Here is a 16438-nt window from a genome sequence, read left to right on the forward strand (position 1 = left end):
CAAGCCGCCCGCCCGCAGCAAGCACGAACTCAAACGAACCGTCATCAGCCATATGCGCCGGCTGACAAAGCTGCCCGAGAGGATCCGAAGCTACTTCGGGCATCAGCCATTCCGCTATGCCGCGTAGTTCAAGTTCTCCCAAGCCAGATCAATAATAGCGGGCGGCTTCGAGCTCATTCCTCCGACGGCATTCGCTGCTCATGGCCCTTGGTGATGGTGGCAGCCCGCTGTCCTACCAGGTAACACGGTCAGCTCTTGGCAGATTTCGTTGAAAAAGTCCTCGTGATTGGCGGCGGATCGTGATTCCCTGATCGGGCATTCTCAGCCGGAGGATCGGGCCATGATGGGCGAGCGTCTCGTGATACAGGAGAGCCTGTTCTACGAGTTTCAGCTCGAGGATCATGTTCCCTGCGATCACCTGCTGCGGCGCATCGACCGCTTCCTCGACTGCTCAGAGCTGCGCCAGCACCTGGCCGGCTTCTACAGCTCCACGGGACGGCCCTCGGTTGATCCCGAGCTGATGATCGGCATGCTGCTGATCGGCTACTGCCTGGGCATCCGCTCCGAGCGACGTCTGTGCGAGGAGGTGCACCTCAATCTCGCCTACAGGTGGTTCTGCCGTCTCGGGCTGGAGGGCAAGGTGCCCGACCACTCCACCTTCTCCAAGAATCGGCACGGACGCTTTCGCGAGAGCGACCTGTTCCGTCACCTGTTCGAGGCGGTGGTGCAGCGCTGCCTGGACGGAGGGCTGGTGGGTGGCGAGGGCTTTGCGGTCGATGCCAGCCTGATCCACGCCGATGCCAACAAGCAGCGCTCCCTGGCCGGATCCGACTGGAGGGCCCAGGGCCGCACCGGGGCAGCTCCACGAGCCGTGCAGGAGTATCTCGCCACGCTCGACGAAGCCGCCTAGGGCGCGGCCACAGACGTTGAGCCGAAGTCCAGCCGCCCAGTGGACCGGTGCCCTGCGTGGCCCGGCGTTCTTTGCCTATGCCGACAACTACCTCATCGACCTCAAGGCAGCCGTGATCGTCGATGTGGAGGCCTCCCGGGCAGTGCGCCAGGCCGAGGTGGGGGCCGCCGCACCATGCTGGAGCGCACGGCTGATCGCTTTGGCCTCAAGCCCGAGCGGCTGGCGGCTGACAGCGCCTATGGTTCGGCCGAGATGTTGCATTGGCTGCTAGACGAGCAGAAGATCGCGCCGCATGTTCTCGTCATCAACAGATCCGAGCGCCAGGACGGCACCTTCTCGCGAGCAGACTTCGCCTATGACCCTGAGGCTGATGCCTACACCTGTCCTGAGGGCAAGATCCTGACGACCAGCGGCACGGTTGTGAACGAGGGTACAACGCGCATCTACCGGGGCAGCACGTTCGTTTGCGGTCCCTGTCACCTCAAGGAGCAGTGCTGTCCCAACACGCCAGCCCGCAAGATTCCGCGCAGCATCTATGAGTATGCCCGCGAGGTCGCACGTTCCTTGAGGGGCACACCGGCCTTCGAGCGGTCACGACAAGGGCCCAAACGCATCGAGATGCTGTTTGCGCCTCTCAAGCGGATCCTCAAGATGGGACGTCTGCGGCTACGCGGTCCGTGCGGCGCTCAGGATGAGTTCTGCTGACAGCCACCGCCCAGAACCTGAGGAGTCTTGCCAAGCTGATCACCCCATCAGAGCCTCAGATGACCAAAGCAGGCTGAGGAAGGGCCGGGAACGACTCGGCGTGCCCGTCGCTTCCGCAAACAAAGCTTCGCCGCCGCGTCAGACAATTTGAGCGCCGACTTTGTCGACGCAATCGGCACTTCTCGGAAGTAAGCCGAATGTCAGCTCTGGCACGGAACATCGGATGTTCCTGACAGGCGGGAGATTTCCTTGGCTGCCCGATACGGACGTTTGCTTGTCCTGGCGGCGCTTTGATTCGCTCTAGACCCACCTGCCTTGGGATCATTCGTGAACTGTGGTCTCTCGTCCCTTGAGGAGGTATGCTCATGCCCAAGTGGTGGATGAGCTCTCATTGAGGAGGCATTTTCCTATGTCAGGCCATGCAATCCACATCAAGGTTGACGGCAGGACCTATTCCGGAACCTACGCGGTCGACCGCAAGATGCTGACCGTTACAACAACGTATGGCAGGAAGTCGGCCGAGATTGCCCCCAGGATGGCGCACGAGACCCTGGCCCACCAGCTCCTTCAGGAACTGGTGCAGCAGGAGAGGTCACGCAAGGGCTCGACGCTCTGACACAAGGTGATGCCCTCCTATGCGGCGCGTCGTCCGGCACTCTGTTCTGGGCCTCCTCGGATGGGTCGGCATGCTCGTCCCGACGCTAGCAGACGAGACAGCGGCATGGGCTGCCCTCGGCCCGGTAACGGACGGCCCAACTCTTGGCACGGCTGGGTTGGACGATGAAGTAGAGGCCGACCATGGCTCCGTCCGGAATCTCCAGCCTCTTAGCCGGATCCGGCTTGAGGTTTTAAATGATCTTATGGTTCAGAGCGTGTGCCATCGATCACTTCCAAGGCCCGCTGCCAACGCGCCTCCAGATTAGGCTCTGGGTAGCTGGGGTAACGATAAAAGCCTGATAGTGGGTGATTTGAGAAGTTAGTGTCATGGCCGCACAAAGCGCAATATAACTCTGTTGGACATGAGTTTTGTGCGACTACATCGTTATAGAATGTGAGTTAGTGTTTTGCGGTGTGCACTAACTTTTAATCAGAGGGTCCTGGGTTCGAGTCCCAGCGCGCTCACCAAGTCTTCCAGAGACTTAGGTCCTATGTGGCCCTCTGGCAGGCCATGACACCAAAAGCCGGTAATCCCATAACATGCAACAGGCGCACTTTGTGTCTGCGGCTAGCCTGGTCCTCAGGGCCGATGCCTTGCAGCCGGTTCCGCGTTCCATGGCTGGCGTCGCGGTCGACCTCCGGTTAGCATGCTGTCCGTGCAGGGATCCGGGGAGAGCCGTACACATGAGCCAGCACCGTCACCACCACGATCATGACGACCATAGCCATCTCTCCGCGATCGAGCTGCGGGTGCGCGCGCTCGAGTCGCTTCTGCTCGAGAAGGGTTATGTGGATCCGGCGGCCATTGACGCCCTCGTTGAGACCTATGAGGTCAAGGTGGGACCGCGCAATGGCGCCCAGGTGGTGGCAAAAGCCTGGGCGGACCCTGCTTACCGCGAGTGGCTGCGCAACGATGCTTCGGCCGCGATAGCCGCCTTGGGGTTCATCGGCCGTCAGGGCGAGCACATGGTAGCGGTCGAGAACACGCCCGAGGAGCACAACATGGTCGTTTGCACCCTGTGCTCCTGCTATCCATGGCCGGTGCTCGGGCTGCCTCCGGTCTGGTACAAGTCCGCGCCTTATCGCTCGCGAGCCGTCCTCGACCCGCGTGGCGTCTTGGCCGAGTTCGGCGTGAACCTGCCGGAGTCGACCCGGATTCGGGTCTGGGACTCCACGGCAGAGATCCGGTACTTGGTCATTCCCATGCGCCCTGAGGGGACAGAGGACATGGGCGAGGAGGGTCTTGCGCAGCTCGTGACGCGCGATTCCATGATCGGCACCGGCATGGCCCTGCGTCCGGAGGCCGCGCGATGAACGGCGGTCAGGATCTTGGTGGGATGATGGCCTTCGGCCCGATCGCCGTTGAGCAGGATGAGCCCTGGTTCCATGCCGAGTGGGAACGACGGGCCTTCGGCCTGACCCTCGCGATGGGTGCCACTGGCAGCTGGAACATCGACATGAGCCGCCATGCCCGCGAGTCCTTGCCGCCTAGCGAGTATCTCACCTCGAGCTACTACGAGATCTGGACCAAGGGCGTCGAAAAGCTGGTGGTTGCGGCGGGCCTCGTCTCTCCGGAGGAACTGACGCGCGGCCAATCCCTTTCGGAGGCGGCGTCGATCAAGCGCATCCTCAAGGCGGCGGACGTGCCGGCCGTGCTCGCCCGGGGCGGCCCGGCAGAGCGCCCGATCGAGCAGCTTGCGCGCTTTGCCGTCGGCGACCAGGTCCGCACCCGCAACATGCATCCAAAGGGCCACACGCGTCTGCCGCGCTATGCCCGTGGGAAGATCGGGGTCGTGGAACTGATCCATGGCGCCCACGTGTTCCCGGATTCGAATGCTCGGGGCGACGGCGAGCGGCCACAGTGGCTTTACACCGTTTGCTTCTCGGGCCGGGAGCTCTGGGGTGAGGAGGCCGATGCAACTCTCACCGTGTCTATCGATGCATGGGAGAGTTATCTTGAGCCAGCATGAGGAGATTGTGCGGGCCGCGGCCGAGATCGCCCCGATCCCGCGCGGCGATGATGGAGAACCTGTTTTTCGAGAGCCTTGGGAAGCCCAGGCCTTCGCCATGACGTTAGCTCTGTACGAGCGGGGGCTGTTTACCTGGAAAGAGTGGGCTGCCGCACTCTCGGTCGCGATCAAGGGCGCCCAGGCGGCAGGGGACTGTGACGACGGTTCGACTTACTATCAGCACTGGCTGAGTGCGATCGAGCAGTTGGTCAGTGACAAGGGCATCGCAACCGAGCAGGCGCTGGCTGAGCGCCGTCGCGCATGGGACCGTGCGGCGCACGCGACGCCGCACGGCGAGCCGATCCTGCTCGAGAATGATCCGCTCCGCTGATCATCGAGGAGCGTAGGGCGTGGAGGCGGTGAAGGGCCGCCTGTGTCGCCATCAGGCTTCACCAGTGACCCAGAGCAAACCTCCACCCTTAGGCTAAATTCCAGCTAAACTTCTGTACGCACCATGCTCCGTCGAAGCATTCTCATTCGCGCCCCATCGAACCTGGGCCTGCGGCCACGCGCGCCAGGTCACGAGCCGGGAACCTGGCGGGCACCCCAGGCACTGACGGAAGCCGGCCTTGTCGATGCGCTCCTGCCGGTCCGGATCGTCGATCTCGAGCGTCCCCCCTACCGAACCATTCCCGATCCCGGGACGCTCCTTCGCAACGGCATCGCGATCCGCGAGTTCAACCTGCAGCTGGCAGAGACCGTGGCGGCTCTGAACGACGATTCCCTGGCCTTCCCGATCGTCATCGGCGGCGACTGCTCCATCCTGCTCGGAGCCCTGGCAGGACGGCGCCGGCGCGGACCGCTGTCGCTGGTTCACATCGACGGCCACAGCGACTTTCGCCATCCTGGCAACTACGATGCCTCTGCGGTTCCGGGGGCTGTGGCCGGGATGGATCTCGCCCTGGTCACCGGACGAGGAGAGCGTCTCCTGACCGAGTGGCCGCTGGTTGATGGGCCCCTGGTTCCCGATGAGCAGGTTGTGCAGATCGGCGAGCGCGAAAGCCGGAATACAGATTTCGCCTGGCCCGACATCAACGACACTGCCATAACCCGCTTCGACGTGTTTACCGTCCATGAACTCGGCATTGCGGAGGTGATAGCGCGCACGCAGGCGACGCTCCGGCAGCAACCATCGTGGGCGTTCTGGATCCACTGGGATGTCGATGTTCTCGACTGCTCCGTCATGCCGGCAGTCGACTCACCGGGATCCCCTGGGATCGCCGAGGAGGATCTCGTCCGGCTCCTGCGGGTGCTGGTGGAGGATCCGCGCTGCGCCGGGATGACAATGACCATCTTCGATCCCGACCTCGACCCCGAAGGCCGGCACGCAGCCCGGCTTGTCTCCGTGGTCCGACTGGTCTTTCAGACGTGATGCGTCGGCTCTATGGGTGAGGCGCGAGTTGCCCTGATGAGCCAGGCGGCGCAGTCACACCAACACTCGTGCGGATGGCTTTGACGGTCGAGTGATTGCGGCATGACGGAAGTCGCGAATAAGCCGTCTATATGCTTCCGGAGGAAAGAGGTCGCTGGTGAAGAGCCTCGTCCGATCTGGCCTTTGAAAGAAAGCTGACATTCGCCACGAAGCCGGGATGTGAAAGTCTGACCCTGAATCGACTTTCGCCATTCAAATCGAAATGTGCGCTTCTGCTACAACCTATCCCGACTGTTGAAGAAGAACCGGTATAGGATGCACGTGCTTCCCATGATTCCAAGACCAAGAACGGTGGCGGGGACAGCCTGCCAATGGTAAGTCTTTCGCAGTTAGCGGCGCGCTGGACCGGGTGCATGCACCCGGTCCAGCTGTCATCTACTGTGCTCCTGCGACGGCCAGAACCGTCGTGAGGACTGTCTTCTTCACGGCGTGGTTGCTTTCCAGTTCCGTGTCGATCCACTCGTCGAGGGAGTGAGACCGCTCGGACTTGCCGACACGCGGGATCGTCAGTGCCGGAATGCCCAGGCTCATCGGCATGTTGGAGTCGGTCGAGCCGCATTCATATGTCGGCTTGCTGCCATTCGCCAGGAACGCCGCCGTGGTCAGTTGAACGAGATCCGTCTTCTCGTCCGTGCGTCCCGCCGGTCGATCACCCACGAGCTTGATGTCCGCCGTGATCGTCCCCTCTTTGTTGGATCGCGCGAAGTTCTCCGTCTCCAGGGACTGATTCACGATCGCGAGAAAGCGCTTTTCGAGCCGGTCCAGCTCCTTTGCGTCCTCGGAACGCATGTCAAACTCCATCCAGACTTCGTTCGGAATGGCGTTGACCGACGTTCCCCCCTGCGTCACGCTTGCCGAATAGGTGGTCTTTGGCTTCGTCGGGGTTTGGACCTTGTAGAGTTCGACCACAGTCTGAGCCATGGCAGTCATGGGATTGACGAGACCGAAGGCACCGAAGCTGTGCCCGCCGGGGCCCTTGTAAGTCACGCGGTATCGCTTCGATCCGACACCACAGTTTGTGATTCGGGTCGTCCCACCACCGTCAAGAGAGAAGAAGTACTTGGCCTGATCCTTGTACTTTCCCTTTGTGAAGAAGTACCGGACTCCGCGTAGGTCGCCGAGGCCCTCTTCACCGACGTCTCCCAGGAATACGATGTCGCTCTTCGTTTTGATTCCAGCGGCATCCATTGCGCGCACGATGCTGAGCAGGGTGGCGAGACCACTGCTGTCGTCGCCGACGCCTGGGGCGGCCAGGCGCGTGCCGTCGCGCTTGACCTTGACGTCCGTGCCTTCCGGAAACACGGTGTCGAGGTGGGCAGAGACGACTACCAGTGGCCCGCATCCGGTTCCTATCCGCACGCCGATGGCATTGCCTTCCGCGTCGATCTCGACGTCGGTCAAGCCATGGGCCTTGAGCATCTCTGCATAGGCTTTTGACCGCTCCTGCTCCTTGAACGGCGGAGCCGGGATCTCCGTCAGCTTGATTACCTCGTCGATCCAGCGCTCGTGGTCCTTCTGAAGCGCGTCGGCGGCCATCTTGAACGACTTGCTATCCATGATGCGCTTTACGGTCTCAGTATGGGCCGGCGCGACTTCCTGCGCGACGACAGGGCCTGCCGACAACGTTCCGACGGTTAGCGCATACAGAACTGTTCTCAACACCATTTGCATGCAACCTTCCTCCTTTTTGCTTCATCTCGGCCCTATTGTGCGACGGAGCCATCTTCGGCGGTGGTATGTCCGAGTGAGGTCCTAGCGGCGGACTCCGAAGTCCGCCGCCCATTGCTTCATTGTTCCGCGCAAAGGGACCGTTGGAGCGTCGTCGTCTCAGTTCTTCGGCTTTTCCAAGACCGGGAACTTGATCCCCAGCTGATCAAGATACGTCGCGTATTTGGATGGATCGTAATAGTACTTCTGCATCTCGGGCCGGTACTGCGCCATGATGTCGGCGTTGATCTGCACCTGTGGCTTGTCCTCGGCCGAGATCGTCGGGACGTACTTCTGGTTCTTCTGCTGCTCATTCGCGAAATATTCCTTCGCCTGCACCAGCAGCTCCGGTTTCGACAGCAGGTCGACGGTGGTCATCGCGATCACCTTCGCTCCGGCAACGACGCCCTTGTGCGCGATCGGAGTGGCCATCGACATCGCATTCGACCAGTGATGACCCGGCAGGTTGGGGATGTTGGAGGGATAGTTCAACGTGATCGTCGGAACAGTCCAGGAGATGTCGCCGATATCGTCGGAGCCGCCGCTCTCGGGCTTCGCCAGCGGAGGCTCAAGCTTCTTCACTTCGGACGCAAGCCCTTCCTCCTTGCCCTTGACCGTGCGCTGCACCGCCTTGGCGAAGGCCTGCTCGTCTTCTGTCCATTGTGGCAGTCCGACCTGCTGGATGTTGGCGTAAGCCGCTTCAGCGATCGGCTTGTTGAAGTGACGTGGCGCCGCTGTGCCGATGATTTTTCGAGTGACGCTGGTGTCCGTCATCTTTGCCGCAGCCTCCGAAATCGTGTTGGCGATCTCGAAGTTCTTGCGGATGTTCTCGAAGTCCTGCTCGCGGATGAAGTACCAGACGCTGGCAACCGACGGGACGACGTTGGGCTGATCGCCACCGTCAGGGATCACATAATGGGACCGCTGTTCGGGCCGCAGATGCTCGCGGCGCATATTCCAGCCGATGTTCATGAGTTCGACGCCATCGAGCGCGCTGCGTCCGCGCCAAGGAGCTGCGGCCGAGTGGGCGGATTCGCCGCTGAATGTGTACTCGACGGACACGAGTCCCGTACCCATCGCCTGACCCCAACTGGTCTGGAGATTGTTGCCCACATGGGTGAAGAGGACGGCGTCCACCCCGTTGAACACGCCGTCACGGACCATGTATGCCTTGCCCCCGAGAAGCTCCTCAGCCACGCCCGGCCAAAGCATAAGGGTGCCTGGGATCTTCTCCCGCTCCATGATCTCCTTCAGGGCGAGCGCGGCGACCACGTTGAGCGCCTGGCCGGAGTTGTGGCCCTCGCCATGCCCGGGGGCTCCTTCGATCATGGGTTCACGATATGCAACTCCTGGCTTCTGGGACGCCTTCGGGATGCAGTCGATGTCGCTGCCGAACGCGATGACTGGGCCGCCCGAGCCCCATTTGGCCACCCAGCCGGTGGGCAGGCCCGCGACATTCCGTTGAATCGTGAAGCCGTTCTTCTCGAGGATCTCAGTGATGTGCTTTGAGGTCTCGAATTCCTGGAACGCGAGCTCGCCGAAGCTGAAGATCGAGTCGTTCATCTCCTGTGCGAGCTTTGCGCGGGCCTCGACGCCCTGGGCAACTTGCTTCTTCAACTCCGCGACACGTTCGACGAGAGCGGCATTCTGCTCGGTTGTCTGGGCGAAGACAGGCACGGTGGTCGTGAGAAGGGCGGTGAGTAGCAGACTGGGCAGCAGGCGGTGTTTCATCAAATCCTCCCGGGTCTTCCATTCGGTGCCGGCAAATCAGGCAGCGCAAGCACCATCCGATCAGATCCCGCGCGGACATGCTTTGGCGCGGAATGCAGACCTGTCATCAGATAATTACATGGCTCCTGCTGGAACTTTTTTCTGAGTTCATGAAGTCGCGCATACTCAGACCAAGCGTCGAGATGCCAAGGATCCGACGGTGCTCTCCAGATGCTGAACGCCTCTCCACCTGCGGCGGCAGAAGCAATGGAAGCCGTCAGCGACCAATCTGCTGGGAAGGAGTTTCCCAGAAGAAGTCCCGGTTCAAGCGGACGACCTGAGCATGCTTAAGAAGCGCAAGGGGCTGGCAACCGACAATAAGTCCCTGCCAGCCCTGGTTTGCCGCTCCTACTGCCGTGGTGCGTTCGGGGGCGTGTTGCCGGGAGTATTGACGTTCTGGGGCGGCGGATTGGTGTTGCCTGCGGCTCCTGTCCGATTCTGCTCGTTCGCGTAGCGGAACTCGGGTGCGTTCTGCAGGTCCGCCTTGGTCATCCTGACCATGGCCCGCGCAGGCGTGCCGGGATCGTTGACTGCACCGGTCGTAGCGCCGGCGTTGCCAGTCGGAGCGGAGCCCCCGGTCATGCCCCCCGTACCACCTGCGGCGGTGCTGCCGGTTGTCATAGGTTGACCCGCTCCGCCGGTTGCGGTGCTCGGTACCGTCGTGTCGGCGGTTCTTGCGCTACCCTGGTTGGCGTTCGCGGAGGCCTGTATCTCCTGACTGGACATCCACCGGATCTGGTCGAACGGGATGGCTACATCTTTCTGAGCGATGCCCAGGAAGCCACCGACGCCGACGACGAGGCCATGGATCTTGCCTTGGCGGTCCACCAGAACCTCATCGATGTCGCCGATCTTCTGATTGTCCGCTCCATAAACATCAATGCCCATCAACTGCAAGCCCCGCATGAGATCCGGTGGCATCTGCGTCATGACCTGACCGGATCCAGCCGGCTGGGTGGGAGCCGATGTCTGGGCTAGGGCAGCGCTGGCGATCAGCGCGGCTGTGGCAAGGCCTGCTGCGAATGGTGTCTTCCGCATGATTTCCTCCGTACGATCAAGAACACCGCAAGTGGTGCCCCGAAAGTCAACGGAAGTGCAGGGGAGGGAGTTCAGACCCATTGAGCGCCGCGTGCATTGACCGGTATCGAAATCGCGCCTGGCGTTGTCGGCGGGTCTGACGACATGGAAAAACTGGTTCAAGCATTTCAAGAAATGAGACGGCTCCTGTGAACCCCTGTCGAGATTACTGACCGTTATCGATTTCGACGGACCTGCAGACGCCCCCGATAGGGCACTGAACGACATCAGACGTTCTTACCCAGGCGGGACGGGAAACCTCCTGAAGCGCGCAGAAGCTTCCATCGCGAACGTAGCGATTGAAGGTGCTCGGTCCCGTGTGTAGCACGGCGGAGCCTCGGGAGGAGACGATCCCTCTGGCTTGAGCACAGGTCATGGTGAGAGTGATGGAACCCGATTGGGCCATGGCGCTGGTCGACAGGCACGCGAGGGCGAGGGACATAAGGATGAATTTCATTTTGCAACTTCCGCTGATCCGTCGAGTCTCCTCCCAACAACCTTACTTCCGCTCGGTTCCGGACTTGTACTTTTGGGAGCCCATGTGATCGGTCTGATGGGCGCTCGCCTGAATGAGGAGCGACAGGAACAGAACGAGCGGGAGCTGCGGATCGGGCTCGACGGTGGGGAGGCCGGGAATGGGAGCCAGCGCCCTCCCGCCGATGAGGGCGACAGCATGCGGTACGTTGAGGTGGCAGGCCATTGGAGCGAGCGCCGTCAGGCGGCGAGCAGGTCCGGCACGCCCTCGAACAATTCCATGCGGCCTTTGATGCTCATGCGCGGTCGATCATCATCGAAGCGTCACGCTCTCCTGGTCAAAGCTGATCGTCACTGCGAGCAATGCGCGAAACTTCTTGTATCCGGCCTGCCCGGGAAAGAAGGCATGCAGAAAGAGCCACGGGTTCCCGTCCGGCCCTTGGGCCACGGAGGGATGGCCAGGTCCCATCCACTCTTCCGTCGAGCGCAGAAGCGGCCCCTGCATTTTCCGATAAGGCCCCAGCGGCGAGGAAGCGACCGCAACGCCGGTTCCGTACTCCGGAGTCGAGAAATCGTTCCCGGAGTAGAACATGTAGAACCGGCCTGAATGCTCCACGATCCAGATCCCCTCGATGAGGTGCGCTTCCCAATCCTGATCGTTCTCGAGCACAACCACCTTGTTTCCGATGAGGCCGTGAGCCTGCGGGTCGAATTCCTGCGCGTAGACCGGCGTGCGCAGAGCCGCAAGAATGCCTTCGAGAGCCTGCCGTGTATCCTCAGGCAGCTCGTGTTCCAGCAGCGATCGGAGCCGCTGCCGGAATCGGGAGAAGTCCGACACGACCGCTTCGATCAAGACCTGCTGCACGAGGAAGCGCTCCATGGGTTCCAGAGTGCGCACCCACGGCCAGATCACCAGGGCAAGCGAGGCCGTTCGTTGATCGTCGGCCAGGGGAAAGAGTATCTCGACCATGCCTGCATGGTCATGCAGGAATGCGCTCAGCAGGCTTGGCCAGAGGTCGTTCGTGTCCTCTTTCCAGAACAGGAATGTCCGACCAGTGCTGTCGACGAAGAGGTGGGGATCGATCACGCCGCCGGTGATCAGAGGTGCATCGTCGCTCTCAAACGGGCCCTCTGGCCGTGATGATCGGGCCAGCCCGATCGCAAGCGAACGGCCCTTCTCGCGCGCTGCGAAGCACAAAAGGAACTGGCCCCCGGCCATATGCATCTCGGGAGCCCAATAGTCGCTGACGTTCAGGCCATCCTCGGCCCAGGAGGGCTTTTGTCCCTCCGGAAAGGCAAACCCGGACAACTCCCAGTGATCGAGGGTTCTGGAACGCAGGATCGGGAACGAGTTTGGAGCGTCATTAGAGGTCACGAAGAGATAGTACCAGTCGCCAGTGCCGGTGCGCTCGTCCGGAACTTTGGTGACGGCAGGATCGCCGTACCCGTACCAGATCTCGGGCGTGACATTGCTGTCGAGCAGAACCCGGTAGGGGGCCGAAAAGGAGGGCAGTTCTCCGCCCTTGCGGTTGCCGGGGAGGCGGGAGCCGAAGGTGTGGGAGATCCTTTCGAACAGGTCGAGGTAATCGTCTTGTTCTCGCCCGGCCAGTTCGTGCCGTAGGAACACCATCGCCCTTGCCGCGGGATCAGGACCGTTCAGCTCGAAGACTCGGCTGGCATTGCTGGTCCTGATCCGGACTTCGAAAGGGAACGGCGTAGCCGCGGGCGCCTTGAGCATGATGTCCTGCTCAGGGCTCTCAGGTCCCCCGTCTCCCATGACGTCCTCCTCTCCGCTGGCGCTCGAAGCGCACTTGGTTGTTCGGTTCCTCATCAACCAAGCTCATCCCGTGCTCCTTCCCTTAACGCCGAACCGGTGCGCTTTGCTCAAGAGCGGGTGTTGCCGCGATCAGACGCACCGAGCCGACCAGGCAAGTGGGGCGGGAAGCGGTTCTTACCAGATCCCCGCTGGGAGGTCGGATCTGGCCCGCTCCACGTCTTGGGCTGGCCAACAGCAAATATCCGTTGAGTTGGGCCATCGCTCCCTGATGATCAAATCCCAACCTGGAAATGGAACAAGCGTGCGACCGTCACGCGGGGGAGGCGGACCGCCTCGAGTCGGACGAGACCGGCGTACAGGATCGCACCAAAAGAAGGCCCCAACATATAGATCCACGGGTCTATGGGGACATTGGCCACGAGCGCCGGCCCGAATGAACGCGCCGGGTTTGCACTTGCGCCGGAGATCGGAGCCTCCAGCCACACCAACACGCAGAGGACGGCAGGCATCACGAGTGGGGTGAAACGCCGTGTGCGGGGGTGAGCGGCTGTCGTGAGAATGGCCAGAATGAGCAGAAACGTCACTGCCGCCTCGCCCAGCATGGCGGCCCAGGCGGGCACGCCGGGCCCAGGCTGCGTTGCGCCGAACGCAATGCTCTGTCCCATCGCCCCCCAGGCCAAAAGCGGCACGGCTCCGATCACGCTGCCGGCAAACTGAGCCAGCATGTAAAGAGCCGCATCGCGCCACGCCAGCTTGCCCTCCAGCCAAAACGCAAGCGTTACGGCAGGGTTGATGTGCGCTCCGCTGATCCGGCCGATGGGCGAGAGAGCAATGAGGGCGCCCACCGAGCCGAACAATCCTCCCGTCAGAAACAAGCGCAACCCTTCGCCAGGGATCAGCGTCGATCCGGGGCCGCCCTGCCCGAACATGAGGATCACGATGGACACCCCGAGCAGAACCAGAAGGGCTGTGCCGATGAACTCGGCCAAATACAGGGCAGGGTGCAGCCGGGAAAAAGGAAAAGGGTCGCCGTGCAACGGCCGGTCGCGAGCAGGCCGCGCCGGCTCACGCTCATCCCGCATGATCGGTCATCGTCGGCGATGTCGTAGCGCCATGGCGCAGGTCCTGAGCCGCTTCCTGCTGGGATGTGGCATGTGCACTGCCGTACTGACTCGGCTGAATGATCGGAAGCGTGAGGCACACGCTCTGCGTTGGCAGCACCCGGCGCCATCTCTGGATCAACAATTGATAGGCCTTGCCCACCGGTCGGATATTACGATCCAGATCGTAGAGGCCGAGCGGATTGACCCGGCCGTTGTCTTCACGCAGGGCCGTGTCCCAATCGACCTGATCCGTCAGTGAGTACCAGGTGAAGCCGACGATTGGGACGCCGCTGTTGCGGACCCGCAAGACGTTGGCCCATTCCTTCCGCAGCCAGGTTGCTGCCTCGTCACCATTCGCCCCCTGTGCCAGGTTCGTCTCGGTGTGCATGACGGGGAGGCGGTAGCGATCGTAATATTGCCGGGTGATCTCGGCGTATCCGAAGATTTCTCCTGCGGCCCAGGTCCGGCCGTCGGGCGCGACCCGATGTTCGTTCGTGACGTAGTAGTCGTTCCCCATGATGCAGTGCTGCCGCAGATGGTGGGTCAGGAAGAACTGGTACTCGTCGCGCGTCAAGCCATTGTCCAGGAGGAACTGGTACATCTCGGAGTCGACGCGGCGGCCATAATTGAGGTCAAGCGAGAGAAACCGGCGCGCATTCAGGGTCTCGGCGCCCCCGATCGCATCGGGCTCGTCGGCATGGAAATACTCGGACGACTCGCTCTGAATGAAGATCGCATCGGGGCGGTTTTCGAGAATTGCCGCCATGGCCAGGACATTCGCCTTCACGATGTGCTTGAGCGCCGTCACGAAAGCTGTGTCGGTGGCAAGCTGCTCATTCCACCAGCCGTACGCCGCCGAGAAGGTCGCGCAAATGAACATCTCGTTTACGGGCGTATAGAGTTGCACCCACGGAAACCGCTGAGCAAATGCGCTCGCATATTCGGCGAACAGGGTCGGGAAATCGGGGTTCTGAAAATTGCCGATCCAGTCGGGCACACCGAAATGGCAGAGATCGACGATGGGAACGACGTCGTGGGTCTTCAGCACGCCGAACGTCTCATCCGGAAAGCTCCAGTCGTACCGGCCGTGGCCCAGCCAGACCCGGTGGATCGGCGGGCCGTATCGCAGGTAATGGATGTCGAGTTCCTTCAAGAGCTCGAAATCCGTTCGCCAATGCTTGTAGTGGCCGCACTTCTCCATTTGGTCGACGCGGGTGCTGCCGTTCTTGATCGTCGGATAGCTGTTCTCGATGCCTGTCGCGAACATGAACCAGGGAGCTGCCATTGCGGGCCTCCAAGCAGGGCCCACCAAGCCCCTTGAGCAAAGTGGTCAGGCGGGTTCGCCTGACCTGACGCAGGATACTGGCCTTTCACGAAATCATACGTCGATTGCAGCCCAACGCAAAGGCGGGCTGCAGCGGTCGGCTGCCTCATATGGCGTACTCCGACCCGTCATCTCAGAGCGCTGAACCAATCGGCGCCTCCGGTCCGGGCGGATCATCCCGTTCCTGGTGCGGCGGCGCGCTGGGCGACGAAACTCCGGATCGCCGATGCGACATCCTGCGGGGCCTCGAGCGGGAGGAGGTGCCCGGCTCCGGCAATCTCGATGCGGGAGGCATTGGCGAGATGGGGCAAGACGTCCGTTGTGATCACGTGAGGCGGAATGACCGGGTCGTCACTCCCGCCCATCACCAGGACCGGACAGGAAACCTGCCCGGCCTGCGCCGTGATGTCTTCACGGCTGCCCTGCGCAAGCCACCAGCGCCATGCCTCAGGCGAGGTCAGCAGGTTGTCCTGGATGTAGACTGCAATGTCAGCCGCCGAGATGGTCCGCCGCGTGATCGTGCGAACGGTTTGCTCTGCCGAGGTGCGGTCACCATGCGTCGCGAGCAGGCGGGTTCGCTCCCGCTCGTCCATCGGTTCGGGCGAGGGAGGCGAGGGTGCGACGAGAACCAGACCTGCCAAACCCGAAGGCTTCATGGCTGCGCAGGCGAGCGCCAGCTTGCCTCCCATCGAGTGGCCGACGAGAACGTAGCTGTCGAGGCGACGATCCGAGATGTGCGTCGCGACCGCCTGGGCCGCCGCATGCACGCTGTAAACCGGCAGTGGCGACGAGAGGCCGAATCCGGGAATGTCGATGCGCAGGCACCGGCCGGTGCTCGCGAGATCTCCGGCAACATGGACCCAGGAATGCAGGGAGCCGGCGAAATAGTGAAGAAACACGAGTGCAGGAGTTCCGCCGCCCTGGTCCTCGTCGTGCAGGATAAGCTCGCTCATGTCGTCACCATCGCCGCTCGAGCCATCGAGCCCTCCGATCCCTCCCGTGAGACGAGGGGTGGTGGGGCTTAGGGAGAGTGAAGCACTTGCGGCGTATCGCCAATGGCTATTGCGTGGATCCGCGCCTTCGCTCTCGTCCCGGGAAGCACGGGCTGTAAAGGTTCGGTCTCACGCCTGGGGCGCGGACAGGGCCTGCTGCAGCTGAGCGGGATCGATCATCACCTTCAGGACCGTTCCACCAAAGTCCAGAACCAGAACGGGTTTGTCTCCGCTCTGTTCGATCCGTGTGCTCAGAGGCTGCACCGGCACGCTTCTGGCATGGTTCGGCCCGGAATCTCCGGAAAACGTCCTGGGCGGCTTTCCCCGGTGGGTTCGCACCATTTCGTTGAGCAGGTCCGTCACGATGGGCGTGGAATCGACCGTGCCGAGAAGGACCTCATATTCGCGGCCCGTATCGGCGCGAACCCCCAGAGCCACGATCTCGCCATCGTCCGAGACCTGGACCCGCCAGGCCGTTGAACCAATCCGCTTGACCAAAAC

Annotated in this window: 14 protein-coding genes and 1 pseudogene; 6 read left to right on the plus strand and 9 right to left on the minus strand. The window is 62.0% G+C overall.

What is annotated here, in order from left to right; all coding sequences use genetic code 11:
* Positions 1–340: 340 nt before the first annotated feature.
* The 6 genes and pseudogenes from KHP60_RS17630 to KHP60_RS17655 all read left to right on the plus strand — a co-directional run bounded on the left by KHP60_RS17630 (position 341) and on the right by KHP60_RS17655 (position 5653).
* Positions 341–1692, plus strand: a pseudogene (locus tag KHP60_RS17630) (transposase).
* Positions 1693–2024: 332 nt separating this feature from the next.
* On the plus strand, positions 2025–2231 hold the full coding sequence (locus tag KHP60_RS17635; protein WP_213565641.1) for a hypothetical protein: 207 nt from the start codon (positions 2025–2027) through the stop codon (positions 2229–2231).
* Positions 2232–2956: 725 nt separating this feature from the next.
* The gene (gene nthA / locus KHP60_RS17640; RefSeq protein ID WP_213565642.1) at positions 2957–3586 is read left to right on the plus strand and encodes a nitrile hydratase subunit alpha; all 630 of its coding nucleotides are present in this window, start codon (positions 2957–2959) and stop codon (positions 3584–3586) included.
* On the plus strand, positions 3583–4242 hold the full coding sequence (nthB, locus tag KHP60_RS17645; RefSeq protein ID WP_213565643.1) for a nitrile hydratase subunit beta: 660 nt from the start codon (positions 3583–3585) through the stop codon (positions 4240–4242). Before nthA ends, nthB begins: the two co-directional genes overlap by 4 nt.
* Entirely contained in the window at positions 4211–4612 is a 402-nt protein-coding gene (locus tag KHP60_RS17650) for a nitrile hydratase accessory protein (protein ID WP_213565693.1), read from the plus strand. The genes nthB and KHP60_RS17650 overlap by 32 nt, the downstream gene beginning before the upstream one ends.
* 123 nt (positions 4613–4735) lie before the next feature.
* A complete protein-coding gene (locus KHP60_RS17655; RefSeq protein ID WP_213565644.1) occupies positions 4736–5653 on the plus strand; it encodes an arginase family protein in 918 nt (305 codons plus the stop codon).
* A 435-nt stretch (positions 5654–6088) separates the two neighbouring features.
* On the opposite strand, the gene KHP60_RS17660 is transcribed toward KHP60_RS17655, so the two are convergent.
* The 9 genes from KHP60_RS17660 to KHP60_RS17700 form a co-directional block, all read right to left on the minus strand.
* The gene (locus tag KHP60_RS17660; protein WP_213565645.1) at positions 6089–7384 is read right to left on the minus strand and encodes a M20/M25/M40 family metallo-hydrolase; all 1296 of its coding nucleotides are present in this window, start codon (positions 7382–7384) and stop codon (positions 6089–6091) included.
* Positions 7385–7540: 156 nt separating this feature from the next.
* Positions 7541–9151: an amidohydrolase gene (locus KHP60_RS17665; protein WP_213565646.1), complete on the minus strand. Its 1611-nt coding sequence runs from the start codon at positions 9149–9151 to the stop codon at positions 7541–7543.
* A gap of 387 nt (positions 9152–9538) precedes the next feature.
* Entirely contained in the window at positions 9539–10228 is a 690-nt protein-coding gene (locus KHP60_RS17670) for a PRC-barrel domain-containing protein (protein WP_213565647.1), read from the minus strand.
* Between the two features lie 538 nt (positions 10229–10766).
* Positions 10767–10967, minus strand: coding sequence for a hypothetical protein (locus KHP60_RS17675; RefSeq protein ID WP_213565648.1), 201 nt, complete (start codon positions 10965–10967; stop codon positions 10767–10769).
* Between the two features lie 87 nt (positions 10968–11054).
* On the minus strand, positions 11055–12572 hold the full coding sequence (locus tag KHP60_RS17680) for a glycoside hydrolase family 43 protein (protein ID WP_213565649.1): 1518 nt from the start codon (positions 12570–12572) through the stop codon (positions 11055–11057).
* Between the two features lie 218 nt (positions 12573–12790).
* The gene (locus KHP60_RS17685) at positions 12791–13600 is read right to left on the minus strand and encodes an MIP/aquaporin family protein (RefSeq protein WP_213565650.1); all 810 of its coding nucleotides are present in this window, start codon (positions 13598–13600) and stop codon (positions 12791–12793) included.
* Complete coding sequence (locus KHP60_RS17690; protein ID WP_213565651.1) at positions 13590–14906, minus strand: family 1 glycosylhydrolase; 1317 nt, start codon at positions 14904–14906, stop codon at positions 13590–13592. The genes KHP60_RS17685 and KHP60_RS17690 overlap by 11 nt, the downstream gene beginning before the upstream one ends.
* Before the next feature lie 212 nt (positions 14907–15118).
* Positions 15119–15898 (minus strand): alpha/beta fold hydrolase, encoded by a 780-nt coding sequence (locus KHP60_RS17695; RefSeq protein ID WP_213565652.1) that lies wholly within the window; start codon positions 15896–15898, stop codon positions 15119–15121.
* A 168-nt stretch (positions 15899–16066) separates the two neighbouring features.
* Positions 16067–16435, minus strand: a complete 369-nt coding sequence (locus KHP60_RS17700) for a hypothetical protein (protein WP_213565653.1) — start codon at positions 16433–16435, stop codon at positions 16067–16069.
* Between the last annotated feature and the right edge of the window lie 3 nt (positions 16436–16438).

The organism is Microvirga sp. 3-52 (genome assembly GCF_018383585.1).
GTDB lineage: Bacteria > Pseudomonadota > Alphaproteobacteria > Rhizobiales > Beijerinckiaceae > Microvirga.

Excerpts from the sequence above, each read along its gene's own strand:
- KHP60_RS17635 (WP_213565641.1), top strand. The coding sequence starts at position 2,025 with ATGTCAGGCCATGCAATCCACATCAAGGTTGACGGCAGGACCTATTCC.
- nthA (WP_213565642.1), top strand. The coding sequence starts at position 2,957 with ATGAGCCAGCACCGTCACCACCACGATCATGACGACCATAGCCATCTC.
- nthB (WP_213565643.1), top strand. The coding sequence starts at position 3,583 with ATGAACGGCGGTCAGGATCTTGGTGGGATGATGGCCTTCGGCCCGATC.
- KHP60_RS17650 (WP_213565693.1), top strand. The coding sequence starts at position 4,211 with ATGCATGGGAGAGTTATCTTGAGCCAGCATGAGGAGATTGTGCGGGCC.
- KHP60_RS17655 (WP_213565644.1), top strand. The coding sequence starts at position 4,736 with ATGCTCCGTCGAAGCATTCTCATTCGCGCCCCATCGAACCTGGGCCTG.
- KHP60_RS17660 (WP_213565645.1), bottom strand. The coding sequence starts at position 7,384 with ATGCAAATGGTGTTGAGAACAGTTCTGTATGCGCTAACCGTCGGAACG.
- KHP60_RS17665 (WP_213565646.1), bottom strand. The coding sequence starts at position 9,151 with ATGAAACACCGCCTGCTGCCCAGTCTGCTACTCACCGCCCTTCTCACG.
- KHP60_RS17670 (WP_213565647.1), bottom strand. The coding sequence starts at position 10,228 with ATGCGGAAGACACCATTCGCAGCAGGCCTTGCCACAGCCGCGCTGATC.
- KHP60_RS17675 (WP_213565648.1), bottom strand. The coding sequence starts at position 10,967 with ATGGCCTGCCACCTCAACGTACCGCATGCTGTCGCCCTCATCGGCGGG.
- KHP60_RS17680 (WP_213565649.1), bottom strand. The coding sequence starts at position 12,572 with ATGAGGAACCGAACAACCAAGTGCGCTTCGAGCGCCAGCGGAGAGGAG.
- KHP60_RS17685 (WP_213565650.1), bottom strand. The coding sequence starts at position 13,600 with ATGCGGGATGAGCGTGAGCCGGCGCGGCCTGCTCGCGACCGGCCGTTG.
- KHP60_RS17690 (WP_213565651.1), bottom strand. The coding sequence starts at position 14,906 with ATGGCAGCTCCCTGGTTCATGTTCGCGACAGGCATCGAGAACAGCTAT.
- KHP60_RS17695 (WP_213565652.1), bottom strand. The coding sequence starts at position 15,898 with ATGAGCGAGCTTATCCTGCACGACGAGGACCAGGGCGGCGGAACTCCT.